Genomic DNA, 14139 nt, shown 5'->3' on the forward strand with positions numbered 1-14139 from the left:
GGCTCTATAAAATTCAATGTTAAGGATTTGTGGATAAGAAATCTCACAAACTCTATCTTTTAGTAAGCGTCTTTTTTAAATTTTGATCTAATCTATAGTAAGATTGTATTAGACCAAATTAGCTTATATATAATATATTTTTAATTGAAAACCATTTTCATCCAAGGGTTGACTTGTATAGGCAAGATGCTATAATAAAATTGGTGGGTAAATGATAATGATTTTCACTATCGTAAACTCATAAACAGTACGTTATAGATAGATATATAAAGCTATCTTCTTATTTCTTTAGTAGCACTTTCTTCTTATCTCTTTGTTGGAGAAAGCAAAGTTTCTCGAGCTTTTTGCTGGTTAGGAATATCGTATCTTCTATGTAAAATAAATTGAATACTCAGTGTTAGGGAATAACTTTCGCTGAGAATAAAAGAAATATGGGGTTAAAAATGAGACTGTGGATATTGATTGTTGCAGTAATCATCCTATCGTTCATTTCACTATTTATTGGTGCGATTAACATTAAGCCAAGTGATTTGCTTAATTGGGAATCGTTAGAAACACAAATTTTCTTAATTAGTCGTTTACCAAGGTTATTAGCTATTATTTTAGCTGGCGCAGGGATGGGTATTGCAGGTTTAATAATGCAAAGTTTAAGTAGAAACAAATTTGTATCGCCAACAACGGCAGGTACATTAGATGCAGCAAAACTAGGGATTATTATCTCCATGATATTCTTTACTAGTATGTCATATATCGGGCAAATTGTTTTCAGTTTTGCTTTTGCTTTAATTGGTACATTTATCTTTATGCAGTTGCTTGAACGAATTAAGTTTAAAGATGCAGTTTTTGTTCCGCTTATCGGGATTATGTACGGAAATATTGTTGGTGCAATATCTACCTTCTTAGCATATGAAGCGGACATTCTACAAAATGTAGATACATTTTTCCAAGGGAGTTTCACGCTAGTTGTCTCTGGACGTTATGAGCTTCTTTATGTAGCTGTACCGGCCATTATTATTGCCTATATCTATGCAAATAAATTTACTGTAGCAGGTATGGGGGAGGATTTTGCTAAAAATGTAGGCTTAAGCTATCGAACGGTATTGAATATTGGACTAATTATTGTTGCTGTTATTTCAACGACAGTCATTTTAACTGTCGGTGTCATTCCATTTTTAGGGTTAATTGTACCTAACCTTGTTTCCCTATATTTAGGGGATAATTTACGTAAAACAATTCCGCATACTATTTTTATGGGGGCAGCATTCTTATTGATCTGCGATATTATTAGCCGCTTAATCGTACATCCATATGAAATTCCAGTAAATACAACTGTTGCAGTAATCGGTAGTGCGATCTTCTTAATTATGTTATTTAGGGGGAAAGCATATGCGAAAAAATAGTACGAAGCTAATTATATTGGCAGTTATCGCTATCATATGTATGTTGTTATTTGCATTTTACAATATCCAAGGCGGTTTTAGTTACGCGTTTCCGAAACGCTTAGAGCGATTATTTGCAATGGTCATTACAGGGACTGCAATCGCCTATGCGACAGTAGCATTCCAAACCGTGACCCACAATCGATTGTTAACACCATCGGTTATGGGGATTGACTCCATGTACGAGATCGTTCAAACGATTATTTACTTTGCCTTAGGTTCGTCTTCGATCTTTGTTGTAAGCCGTTATTTAAACTTTGGTGTATCTATTATTGCAATGGTTCTGTTTGCTTTAATATTATACCGTTTCTTATTCCGTGCTGATAAGCATCCGATCTTCTTGCTATTATTGGCAGGTATGATAATCGGTACACTACTCGGAAGTTTAGTTACCTTTATGCAAGTAATTATTGATCCAGTAGAGTATGAAAGCTTGCAGGCTCGATTGTTTGCTAGCTTTATGAATGTAAAAACAGAGCTGCTATTTATATCAGCAGGTATTGTGATCTTAGCATTTCTTTATGGTACACGGATATTACATAAGTTAGATGTTATGTCTTTAGGGCGTGACAATGCCATTAACTTAGGTATTAACTATGACAAAATGGTATTACGAATTTTAATTTTGTCATCCATTTTAATTGCAGTAGCAACGGCTTTAGTCGGTCCTATTACGTTTTTAGGATTAATCGTTTCTAACTTAGCGTATCAATATTTTGCTACATATAAACACTGGGTCCTAATAGTGGGTGCAAGTTTAATAAGTATTATTGCTTTAGTCGGCGGACAATTTTTAGTGCTTCATGTATTCCATTTAACTACAACAATTAGTGTAATTATCAACTTTATCGGTGGTCTTTACTTTATTTACTTATTACTAAAGGAAAGTAGGAAAGCAGGATGATTGAGATTAAAGGGCTTTCTAAAAGCTTTGGGAAAAAAACGGTTGTCGAAGATGTTACATTGAAAATCCAAGCAAAAGCCATTACGTCCTTTATTGGACCTAATGGTGCGGGTAAGTCAACATTATTATCGATGGTAAGTCGTTTATTAGATGCAGATACTGGTGAGGTATTATTAGATCAATCAGATGTAAAAAAAATGAAATCAGATTCATTTGCGAAACGCGTTGCGATTTTAAAGCAAACAAATCATTTGAATATTCGTTTATCGGTTCGTGATCTTGTATCTTTTGGCCGTTATCCATATTCGAAAGGTCGTTTAAACGAGGAAGATCATAAGTTTGTAGACCAAGCGTTAGAGTACATGAATTTAACTGACATGCAAGATAAGTTTTTAGATGAGCTTTCAGGTGGTCAAAAGCAGCGTGCATTTATTTCTATGGTTATTGCGCAAGATACTGATTATATTTTACTCGATGAACCTTTAAACAACCTAGATATGAAGCATTCTGTTCAAATCATGAAAATCTTGCGTAAACTAGTAGATGAGTTAGGTAAAACTGTTGTTATCGTATTGCATGATATTAACTTCGCGTCTGTCTATTCAGATCGTATTGTTGCGTTGAAGAATGGACGATTAGTAAAAGATGGTCCAACACATGAGATTATTAACTCAACTGCTTTACGTGAAGTGTATGATATGGACATTCCTGTTCAAGTACAGGATGGTTGTCGAATTTGTGTATATTTTAATTCACATAATTGATTTTAATTTTTAAAATTTTAAAAGTGATTGACAATCATTGCAGACTCATTTAGAATATGACTTAGTTAATTGATAATGATTATCACTATCAAATGAGTAAGATATATTAGGAGGAGAAATTTAGCATGAAGAATTGGAAGTTTTTAACTGCTGCATCAGCATTAGTATTAATGTTAGCTGCATGTGGATCAGAGGAAGCAGAAACACCAAAAACAGATGATACAAACCAAGCAACTGAAACAGAAAAAGAAGAGGTAGCGGAAGAATCAGCATTCCCTATGACAGTATCTTCGTTAAGTACTAACCGTGAAACAGAAGAAGGAGCTTCTATCACATTTGAAGATATTACTTTAGAGGAAGAGCCAGAGCGCATCATCTCTTTTGACTATGGTTTCTTAGACACGCTGGATGCATTGGGCGTTGAAGGTATCGTAGGTGTAGCAGCTAACGGCGGTAAAGGAAACATTCCAGAACACTTAAAAGAAAAATATGCACCAAGCGATGAGATTACGGACGTTGGTACATTAAAAGAAATCAATTTCGAAGCAGTAGCAGCTGCTGATCCAGATATCATTTTTATCTCTGGTCGCCAAGCTCCATACTATGAAGAATTAAAAGAAATTACACCAAACGTAGTATTTATTGGTTCGGATAACTCGAACTATATTGATGCAGTTTATGAAACAGTTGATTTAGCAGCAGCAATCTTTGATAAAGCTGACAAAGCAGAAGAGTTAAAAGCTGGACTACAAGAAAAAGTAGATGCTGTAAAAGAAAAAGCAGCTGGCTATGAAAATGCATTAGTTGCAATGTATAACGACAAAAAAATCTCTGGTTTTGATAACGGTGAAGATTCTCGTTTCGCTTATGTGTACAATGACTTCGGTTTTAAACCAGCAACAACTGATATTAAAGCATCCTCACACGGATCTGACTTTTCTTATGAGTCCGTACTTTCTGTAGATCCAGAAGTATTATTGATCGTTGACCGTACAGTTTCAGATGAAGCAACAATTAAAGCAGATATCGAAAACGATATTATTAAACAAACTCGTGCTTACAAAGAAGGGAAAATCGTATACTTAGATGGTACGAACTGGTACTTCTCAAGTAACGGTATCACAACCGAAGCAGATAAATTACAAGAAATCTTAGATGAATTAAAATAATTCATCCTATATAGTAAGTGGAGCTACTCTAATCGTGTATATTGATTGGGTAGCTCTTTACATTTATCATTTTACTTATGAAAAAGGGGATAGAGAACATGTTTGTTCAAATGAGAAAAATGAGAAAATGGACTTTAACAGAAGGTAATTCAGATAAGATTATTGAGCGCGCTTTGGAAAAAAGCGTGACCAAGGCCCAACTCTAATAGAAAACAACCAGGTTTTGTTTTGTAGGGCGCGAACTGTTATTGAAAAATGTCCGTCGCGGCGAAGAAGAACTGGTAATGATCATTCGTTGGGAATCAGAAGAGGCATGGAAAAACTGGGAGAAGAGTCCAGAACATATAGCTGGTCATAAAGCGAAAATCAAAGAGCATGGCGGAAAACCACCTAAACCAGAATATGTTATTTCTATCGAGCATGCAAACTATACCATTGTAGAATTAATAACTAAATAATGAATGCTGTGATTATAATAATCCACGAGGAATTAAACCTCGTGGATTTTTTAGTGGCTTCCAAGATTGATGCTATGTCATTTGTTCCTACCAAAAACATAAATTATGTGTTTAGGGAAACTGCGAAGTAGGTGGTTGATGAAGTGTCCGCTAGATTTTCACTGCAGTCGTACGCTTTCCGCCGGGTGTGCGATGAGCCATTCCCTCCGCTTAGGCGTCGTTGGAATGTCTCATTAGCCCACTCATCCGGCAGGAGTCGACGACTGTAGTAAAAATCAATGGTAAATCCTTTTTTATTTTTGATCGACTTGCTAAAAACAAAACATCAATGCCAGTTTCAGTTTGTCGTGTTCGCAGCTCATTATGTCGCGTTAAACCATTTATTGGCATTTATTAGTTGGAGAACATATGAATAAGTTTCATTTGTTAAACAGTGACACTGATTAGATAGCGTTATCCTTCATAGATTGTAGCGAAAGGGCGTCGACTCCAGCCGGAATAGCTTGAGCTGAAGACCCTGGACAGAGCGTAGCGAAGGAAGCGATGAAGCCAAGCCGGCGGAAAACGTACGCCCTGCAGCGGAAATCTTAGCGGATTCTTCATTCCATTCACTACGTCGCAGTTTCCTATATAGCGAACCCATGCCGAATAATATCCATGCAATTGTGTATTGTAATTATGTAGTCTATACTTTTATCATGAATAATTTTGAGAGGAGTGGGATACAATGAAAAAATGGTTTTATCCACTTGGATTTGTAACACTACTTGGATTTGCCGCATTATATATTTCTTTTACCTCAGAAGAAATGGTGCAACTGGATCGTAAAATGAGCGAACTTATTTATGGCAATCAATTCATCACGTTATTTCATTATATAGGAGAACAGAAATTTATTGTTATCATGATGTTGATCTTATTCGCCTACTTATGGATACGCTCGAAAAATTATCGTGGTATGTTATTTGGATTGTTTTCTGTAGGTGTAGGGAACGTACTCAACCAGCTTATGAAAAAGTGGGTGGAAAGAGAGCGACCAGATATTCCGAATCAGCTAGAAAGCTTTAGTTTTCCGTCTGGGCATGCGATGGTTGGATTATTGTATATATTTACGATTGCCTATTTCTTAGCCGAACATCAAACGAATAAAAAAGTTCGCGTGTCCATATGGATTGGTGCACTTATACTTACCGTTCTAATTGGATTATCGAGGGTTGCAGAAAGTCGCCATTATGCTACCGATGTGTTTGCAGGATGGATGGCAGGGTATACATGGTTTATCCTCATTGTATTATGGTACGAATTTCGAAGTAACATTTTTAAAAAGAATAGACCCTAGAATCCTTTCCTCCTCTTGGAAAGGATTTTTTCAAAAGGAGTGTAAGAAGTATGTTTGAACTACCGGATGAACTAGTCACACTTGGCAAGAAAAGAATAGAAGGATTCCCAGTAGAAGGCTTTGTCAGAGGGAAAGGACCTAAAAATCCTACTATCCTGCTAATAGGAGAAGCACCAGGAGAGAATGAAGCGGTCCAAGGGATGCCATTCGTAGGTAGAGCAGGAGATGAATTAGTGAAATCTCTTGCAAGTATCGGTTTAACAAGAGATAACGTCTATATGACAAGTGCGGTGAGAAGTCGTCCATATATTTGGAAAGATAAGAAAGCAAGAAATGGTGAAATAACGAAGAGGAAATACAATCGTCCACCTACTCAACAAGAAATAATTGCCCATGCACCTGTACTCGATTATGAACTAACCCATATAGCGCCAGTCGTCATAGTTACTTTGGGAAATGTAGGACTGCAACGGTTACTTGGCAAAGATGCAAAAGTATCTGCTCTACATGGGCAATTGATCGAACATGAGGTACAGCATTTAGCATCGCTAGAAGAAAATAAATTCAAATGGTCAGAGGAAAAGTATTTAATCATTCCAACATACCATCCCGCGGCTGTATTTTATCGTCCTTCCAATCGGGATATTTTAGAAGAGGATTGGGCGAAAATAGGGCAATATATTGCTTCAGCAAAATTAAAATTTTCATGAGTCTAAAAGAATTGCGCATGGGAAACTTAATGCGTATAATAAATGAAAATCGATATTTAGAAAGAAGTGGATACAGGTGGACGGGAATGTTGTCTTTGCATTATTACTTACGTTATTTGCAGGTCTAGCAACAGGGATAGGTAGCTTACTATCATTGTTAACGAAACGTACAAATACGAAGTTTTTATCTATGGCATTAGGTTTTTCAGCAGGGGTAATGATTTATGTCTCATTAGTGGAGATATTTGTGAAAGCTAAGGATTCGTTAACAGAGGAACTCGGTACAACAAATGGTTATTGGATGACAATTTTTGGTTTTTTTGCAGGGATGATTTTTATTGCAATAGTAGATCGTTTACTGCCGAAAATAGGAAATCCACATGAAGTAAAAAGTGTAGAGGACATGGACAATGGACCTTCTAATGCGGAGTATACAAAGCTGATGAAAATGGGAGTCTTTACGGCACTAGCAATAGGCATTCATAATTTCCCGGAAGGTATTGCTACATTTGCATCGGCTTTACAGGATCCTAATTTAGGAATTGCAATTGCGATAGCAGTTGCCATTCATAATATTCCAGAAGGTATCGCTGTAGCTGTACCGATATACTATGCAACTGGTAATAGAAAAAAAGCATTTAAATTATCCTTTCTTTCAGGTCTTGCTGAACCGGTCGGAGCATTTGTTGCGTATTTAGTATTAATGCCATTTTTAAACGGGGTTGTTTTTGGAGTAGTGTTTGCAGCAGTAGCAGGTATTATGGTGTTCATTTCTTTAGATGAATTATTACCGGCAGCTAAAAAGTACGACGAAACACACTCTTCTATTTACGGCGTAGTAGCTGGAATGCTGGTCATGGCATTAAGTTTAGTATTAATGGCATAAAAGCAAAAGTATAAAAAAGCAGTGCAGTTCTCAATTAGAGAAGACTGCACTGCCATTTTTATTTTTTGCAATAATACCAGTTCGATTCATCTCCACTGGTACAAGCTGAAAGTTAGGAAAAATCCCATCTAGCTTTGAAATGAACTCCTGCTCTGAACCTTTTTGTACAAGTGAGAGTAGGGTAGGGCCTGCTCCGCTTATACAAGTACCAAATGCACCTGCATTTTTGGCTGCTACCTTAATCTCTCTACTCTCTGGGATCAGATCAAGACGATACGGTTCGTGAAACAAATCTTGCTCCATGTATACGCCAGCCTGCTCAAATGATTGAGAGAGAAAAGCGGCAGTAAGTAAACTAGCGGTTGCACTTGCTTGTGCAGAAACCTGACGTGTGTAACTATCTGGTAAGACATTTCTAGCAGCTTCTGTTTTTAGCTCAAAGTTAGGAATAAATAAAACAAAAGAAGCATCAATATGATACGCATGAAACACATGGATTTCTCCATTATCTGCACTCGATGAAATTGTAAAGCCACCAAATATAGAAGCGGCTGCGTTATCCGGATGACCTTCCATCAAGGTTGCCACTTTTAACTTGTCTTGTGCAGTTAGCTCAAGTTCAAGTACTTGATTAGCAAGTTCAACCCCCGCAACGATGGCAGATGCGCTGCTTCCCATCCCGCGAGCGAGCGGGATTTCACTTCTCACGGATAGATGGCATGGGGGGAGGCTTTGACCATGTAATTCCGCAGTTTTCTCGGCAGCTTGAATTATTAGATGATCTTTTGGGTTGGGAACGTCCGGTAAGTTATCGGATAAGTTATCAATCTTCCACGCAGAAGCTAGTTCAACCTCTAACTCCAAGTATTTATCTAACGCAATCCCAATCGAATCAAAACCAGGTCCTAAATTCGCTGTACTTGCAGGAATGGAAATCGACCATCTTTTACTCATAGTACACCCTCAATATACGCACGAATTTCATCTTCGTCATTTTTTAATGATACTAAGTCAACTGTCGAAACTTCCATAGCAGTATCTGGATCCTTCAAACCGTTTCCTGTAAAAACAGTTACAACTTTGCTTCCTGCACAGATTTTACCGCTTTTCACTGATTTAATAACTCCTGCTAAGGAAGCGGCGGAACCTGGCTCAACAAATATTCCTTCGCGACTAGCAATCAGTTGATATGCTTGTAGAATTTCATCATCCGTAACAGCATCGATTAACCCACCAGACTCATCACGAGCAGCTTCAGCTAGTATCCAGCTTGCTGGATTTCCAATACGAATGGCAGTAGCAACTGTTTCCGGATTGGCGATTGGTGTACCTTGTACGATTGCAGCAGAGCCCTCTGCTTCAAAACCAAACATTTTTGGTAAGCCAGACTGTTTTACTTCGTCATACTCTTTGAAACCTTTCCAATAGGCACTGATGTTTCCTGCGTTACCGACTGGGATACATAAATAATCAGGAGAAGAACCGAGAGCATCTACAATTTCAAAAGCAGCTGTTTTTTGTCCTTCCAAACGATATGGATTTACAGAGTTAACAAGCGCAACAGGTGATGTTTCACTAACTTTACGAACGATTTGTAACGCGTCGTCGAAGTTGCCATCGATCTCAATAATCTTGGAACCGTACATACATGCTTGTGCCAGCTTTCCAAGTGCTACTTTTCCTTTTGGAATGACAACAATCGATTTTATACCTGCCCGAGCAGCGTATGCAGCAGCGGCAGCAGAAGTGTTTCCAGTAGATGCACAAATAACACATTCGCTTCCTTCTTCTATAGCTTTTGCTACAGCAAATACCATCCCTCTATCCTTAAATGAACCGGTAGGATTTGCACCTTCTACTTTTCCATAAAGCTCGATTCCTAGTTCTTTCGATAAGTTTTCTAATTTAATAAGAGGCGTATTTCCCTCGTGTAATGATAGTTTAGGTGTTTTATCTGTTACAGGTAAAAATTCTTTATATTGTTCGATTAGTCCTTGCCATGCCATGATGTAATCCGCCTCTCTGTTCTTCTTGAATAAACATATGTATTTCTATAATGGACATTTTACCGTAATAAAGCGAAAAAAACAAGTAGATTTTTTTCTGCAGGGTTAATAACTCTGCGGAAAAAGCCTCTGCCGTATGTCACAAATTTTGTAAGGAGTCGAGGGAGGCAGTCTAAGTTAGCAACGTACTGTAGGCCACGAGTTCAATTCAAAGTTAGGATGTAAATACGCTCCATGCGTAATTAATTTTACTATTGTAAGTTCCTTATTCTATGGGTATACTAATCATGTAAACATTAAACATTACAGGTGTAAAGACAGGGGTAAACTATGACAACTAAAAATGTTCAAAAACCATTATCTAAAAATAAATTACTAGGCATTGCAGGACTTGCTTGGATGTTCGACGCCATGGATGTAGGTATACTATCTTTCGTTATAGCTGCACTCGCGGTTGAATGGAATCTGACGCCAGGGGAAATGGGTTGGATAGGAAGTATTAACTCAATTGGAATGGCAGTAGGAGCTCTCGTATTTGGAGTTTTCGCAGATAAAGTAGGACGGAAAAAGATATTTATGCTAACGCTATTAATGTTTTCGATTGCAAGTGGGTTATCAGCGCTAGCTACTGGTCTAGTTGTATTTTTAATCTTTCGTTTCTTTGTTGGTATGGGACTTGGTGGTGAGCTACCAGTTGCCTCTACACTTGTATCTGAAAGTGTGGAAGCAAGAGAAAGAGGACGCGTAGTTGTACTATTGGAAAGCTTCTGGGCTGCTGGTTGGATTGTGTCTGCACTCATTGCTTACTTTATCATTCCTGATTACGGTTGGAGAGTTGCTTTATTAATAACGGCCTTACCTGCATTTTACGCTATTTATTTGCGTATCAAATTACCAGATTCTCCTCAATATACAGCGAAGAAAACAGAATCCAGATCTATCATGCAAAATATGCAAGAAGTTTGGTCGAAGAAGTATGCAAAGCGAACGCTTATGCTTTGGGTTGTTTGGTTTATGGTTGTATTTTCATACTACGGGATGTTCTTATGGCTTCCAAGTGTAATGGTGATGAAAGGATTTACACTTATTAAAAGCTTTGAATATGTGTTAATCATGACTTTAGCACAATTGCCGGGATACTTCTCAGCGGCATGGTTAATTGAGAAAGCTGGACGTAAGTTTGTATTAGTTACCTACTTGCTTGGGACAGCTGCCAGTGCCTTTGTTTTTGGGGCTGCTGAAACAACTGCGCTATTAATCGTTTCTGGTATGTTCCTTTCTTTTTTTAACCTAGGTGCATGGGGAGCTTTATATGCCTATTCTCCAGAGCAATACCCAACTGTTATTCGGGCCACTGGATCAGGTATGGCAGCTTCTGTAGGACGCATTGGAGGTATTCTTGGACCATTATTGGTTGGCTCTCTTGTAGCAGCTGGATATGAGATAGGATATATTTTCGGTATTTTCTGTGGTGCCATCGTGATCGGCGTATTATCGGTTTTATTTCTCGGTACAGAGACAAAACAAACGGAGCTTGAATAGCAGTAAAACCTGTTTCCTAAAGTAGGAAGCAGGTTTTATTTTGTTTACGTTATAAAACATAGTAAAATGAAAGATAGAAGTAAAAATGGAAAGCTGTAGGTGCTAATTAACATGAAATATAAACAACTATCAGATAGCCAAGTAATCGATTTAATAGAACAAGATGCGGATATTATACTCCCATTAACAAATGGAGAACCATATAAATTACTCGACATACTAGAAGAAAATGCGAATAGCTTAACGAATGTGAAAATACATCAGCTACTAGCCCTGCAACAAAGAGCATATATGGAAGGGGCATATCCAGGGAAACTTAAGCATGTATCTTATTTTTTGAGTGGTGCTACACGAAAAATGTTCTACCAAGGGCTGGTGGATCTTGTTCCGAATCATTTCCATGAGATGCCAAGAATATTAAGACAGTCAACAAATCTGTCAATGATTATGGCAGTTGCCTCCCCAATGGATGAGTTCGGCTATTTTTCTTTAGGTACACAGGCAGACATTGTAAGTGAATTTATAGGAACTGTTCCGTTTATACTAGAGGTGAATAAGCATATGCCTCGTACATTTGGTGAAAACCAAATTCACATTAGTCAAATTGCTGGTTTTGTAGAAAATGATCGTCCTTTGTTTGAAGTTACTGCACCACCTATCGGACAACAGGATCTGCAAATAGCCTCTTATGTAGCAGAAAGCATTCAAAACGGGGACACATTGCAAATTGGGATAGGATCGATTCCAAATGCTGTAGTAAGTTTATTAAAAGACCATCGACATTTAGGTATCCATACAGAAATGTTCGTGGATGGAATTATTGATTTAGTAGAAGCAGGTGCGGTGGACGGTACGCATAAGTTTACGAATAAAGGGAAAATCATTGCAACATTTGCGTATGGTTCCAATAAAATTTATAACTTTTTGCACAATAATCCTTCTGTACAGTTTTTACCAGTAAGTATTGTCAATGATCCGCGTGAAATTGCCAAAGAAGAGCGCATCGTTTCCATTAATGCAACCACAGAGGTAGATCTATTTGGCCAATGTGCATCTGAAACGGTTGCGGGTAAATATTACTCTTCTACTGGAGGGCAAGCTGATTTTGCGCGTGGAGTTCGATTCGCTAAAGAAGGAAAAGGATTTGTATGTATGACATCTACTGCTAAAAATGATGAAATTTCACGTATCAAGCTGAGCTTGGCACCGGGTTCTGTTGTAACAACTTCTAAAAATGATGTAGATGCAATCGTAACGGAGTATGGGATTGCTAAAATGTACGGTAAGCCTATTTCAGAGCGTGCAAAGCAGCTTATTTCGATTGCACATCCGAAATTTAGAGAAGAATTAACTTTTGAAGCGAAGAAAATGGGGTTTATCTAAATTGAACATAGTTGAAAAAGAATTCTTTTATCAGCCGACTTTAGACTTAGCAAAAGACTTATTAGGTAAATACATTGTACACGAACATAGTAGTGGACTGCTCATCGGCAAAATTGTAGAAACAGAAGCGTATATGGGACCAGAAGATAGAGCTGCCCATAGTTTCGGCAATAGAAGAACAAAACGAACAGAAGTAATGTTCGGTGAGCCAGGGCTGATCTATACGTATCAAATGCACACACATACGCTGATCAATGTTGTTGCAGCACCTGTTGATACCCCTAATGCCATATTAATACGTGCGGTAGAACCAATCGAAGGATTGGAACAAATGAAGGAATTTCGTAAAAACCAACCAATGAAACAATGGACGAATGGACCGGGCAAATTGACGAAAGCCTTAGGAATTACAATGGAATCCTATGGCAAGCATTGGACAGAAAAACCACTGTACATGGCAGAAGGGGAAAAAGTAACCGCCATTTCTATTGGCCCGAGAATAGGCATTGAAAATAGCAGGGAAGCGGTGCATTATCCTTATAGATTTTGGGAAACTGGCAATCCATTTGTATCAAAAACAAGATAAGATAAAGAGTATTCCATAACAAAAGATCGACCCATTAATCTCTGGGTCGATCTTTTTAAATGAGTTTACCCATATAGTATTCATCAACATAATGGCCATTAATAATAAGGGCATTTTTTCGATCGCCTTCATTTTCAAAGCCGAGCTTTCTATATAGCTTTTGAGCATTCAAGTTTTCCTTTATAACGCTAAGCTCAAGCTTAGAAATACCAGCTTCTTTTGCCCATTTTTCACCGTGAAGCATGAGGGAAGAGGCAATCCCTTTTTTGGAGAACTCTTGGGTTACACCAATTACAACAGATGCTCTATGTAGGGCACGTGGAGCGGGGCCTCCCGTGAATTGAACATAACCTGCATATTGCCCATTCATAATAGCTAGTAAAAGAATAGAATTGGATTCGTTTTTCCAAGAAGTGAAATTTTTTCGAATACGTTGTACGGTCATTTGAATATCCGATTTCCCATACAACATAAAGTCAGTCTCTGAAAAAATAGTTTCTTGTAATTTGATAAAAGGACGAGCGTCTTCTAGCTCCGCCTCTCGAATAATTAGTATATCTCTTTGTTTGTTTTCATCGGCAATACGTTCATCTGTTTCATGCACAACACTATGGAAATGAACGGACTTTCCTAACTCAACATCTCGGATGGAGTAACCATAATCCATCCATGCAAAATAATGTAAAGCAGGGGGCTTCGTTTTTTTCCACCAGCTACTACTTAAATAAGCAGCATTGGGTAAAGCTTGTCCGATAATCGCTTCTATTTCGTTAAATGTCAAAGTAATTTCTTTACTTGTCGATTGTTTGAAAAAGGTGGCAAGCGGAATATATTTATTTTCAAAGTGTTTGGTCATAGTAACAACTTCACTCATTTCTACTTTGATAAAGAATTATAGGCTAATTATAGCACTACCCTCCAATTATGCACACTACTTAAAGCATATTCAAACG

The 14139-nt window shown here is 37.7% G+C and carries 14 protein-coding genes; 11 read left to right on the plus strand and 3 right to left on the minus strand.

All coding sequences use genetic code 11. The features are described 5' to 3' along the window. The first annotated feature begins 443 nt into the window (after positions 1 to 443). The 8 genes from OR571_RS02195 (at position 444) to zupT (ending at position 7669) form a co-directional block, all read left to right on the plus strand. The gene (locus tag OR571_RS02195) at positions 444 to 1400 is read left to right on the plus strand and encodes an ABC transporter permease (RefSeq protein ID WP_282241229.1); all 957 of its coding nucleotides are present in this window, start codon (positions 444 to 446) and stop codon (positions 1398 to 1400) included. Continuing rightward, positions 1387 to 2343, plus strand: a complete 957-nt coding sequence (locus OR571_RS02200; protein ID WP_282241230.1) for an iron chelate uptake ABC transporter family permease subunit — start codon at positions 1387 to 1389, stop codon at positions 2341 to 2343. Before OR571_RS02195 ends, OR571_RS02200 begins: the two co-directional genes overlap by 14 nt. Further along, complete coding sequence (locus OR571_RS02205; RefSeq protein WP_282241231.1) at positions 2340 to 3107, plus strand: iron ABC transporter ATP-binding protein; 768 nt, start codon at positions 2340 to 2342, stop codon at positions 3105 to 3107. Before OR571_RS02200 ends, OR571_RS02205 begins: the two co-directional genes overlap by 4 nt. Before the next feature lie 125 nt (positions 3108 to 3232). After that, positions 3233 to 4276, plus strand: coding sequence for a siderophore ABC transporter substrate-binding protein (locus OR571_RS02210; protein ID WP_282241232.1), 1044 nt, complete (start codon positions 3233 to 3235; stop codon positions 4274 to 4276). A 248-nt stretch (positions 4277 to 4524) separates the two neighbouring features. Then, a complete protein-coding gene (locus OR571_RS02215) occupies positions 4525 to 4734 on the plus strand; it encodes an antibiotic biosynthesis monooxygenase family protein (RefSeq protein ID WP_282241233.1) in 210 nt (69 codons plus the stop codon). 727 nt (positions 4735 to 5461) lie between these two features. Further along, positions 5462 to 6073 carry a phosphatase PAP2 family protein gene (locus OR571_RS02220; protein WP_282241234.1) on the plus strand — a complete coding sequence of 204 codons (612 nt, stop codon included), beginning with the start codon at positions 5462 to 5464 and terminating at the stop codon, positions 6071 to 6073. Positions 6074 to 6123: 50 nt separating this feature from the next. Beyond that, a complete protein-coding gene (locus tag OR571_RS02225) occupies positions 6124 to 6783 on the plus strand; it encodes a uracil-DNA glycosylase (RefSeq protein WP_282241235.1) in 660 nt (219 codons plus the stop codon). A gap of 76 nt (positions 6784 to 6859) precedes the next feature. Beyond that, entirely contained in the window at positions 6860 to 7669 is an 810-nt protein-coding gene (gene zupT / locus OR571_RS02230; protein WP_282241237.1) for a zinc transporter ZupT, read from the plus strand. Positions 7670 to 7699: 30 nt separating this feature from the next. Here the strand turns inward: zupT and thrB are convergent, their stop codons facing one another. Continuing rightward, a complete protein-coding gene (gene thrB, locus OR571_RS02235) occupies positions 7700 to 8623 on the minus strand; it encodes a homoserine kinase (RefSeq protein WP_282241238.1) in 924 nt (307 codons plus the stop codon). Continuing rightward, entirely contained in the window at positions 8620 to 9675 is a 1056-nt protein-coding gene (gene thrC, locus OR571_RS02240) for a threonine synthase (RefSeq protein ID WP_282241239.1), read from the minus strand. Before thrC ends, thrB begins: the two co-directional genes overlap by 4 nt. Positions 9676 to 10005: 330 nt before the next feature. On the opposite strand from thrC, the gene OR571_RS02245 reads away from it, so the two are divergent. From OR571_RS02245 to OR571_RS02255, 3 genes are all read left to right on the plus strand, one after another. Continuing rightward, on the plus strand, positions 10006 to 11217 hold the full coding sequence (locus OR571_RS02245; protein ID WP_282241240.1) for an MFS transporter: 1212 nt from the start codon (positions 10006 to 10008) through the stop codon (positions 11215 to 11217). Positions 11218 to 11328: 111 nt separating this feature from the next. Beyond that, a complete protein-coding gene (locus OR571_RS02250; RefSeq protein ID WP_282241242.1) occupies positions 11329 to 12600 on the plus strand; it encodes an acetyl-CoA hydrolase/transferase family protein in 1272 nt (423 codons plus the stop codon). Position 12601: 1 nt separating this feature from the next. Next, entirely contained in the window at positions 12602 to 13186 is a 585-nt protein-coding gene (locus OR571_RS02255; protein ID WP_282241243.1) for a DNA-3-methyladenine glycosylase, read from the plus strand. A 55-nt stretch (positions 13187 to 13241) separates the two neighbouring features. Here OR571_RS02255 and OR571_RS02260 read toward each other — a convergent pair whose 3' ends face one another. After that, positions 13242 to 14042, minus strand: coding sequence for a GNAT family N-acetyltransferase (locus OR571_RS02260; RefSeq protein WP_282241244.1), 801 nt, complete (start codon positions 14040 to 14042; stop codon positions 13242 to 13244). Positions 14043 to 14139: the final 97 nt, after the last annotated feature.

The organism is Psychrobacillus sp. NEAU-3TGS (genome assembly GCF_029955155.1).
Lineage (GTDB): Bacteria > Bacillota > Bacilli > Bacillales_A > Planococcaceae > Psychrobacillus.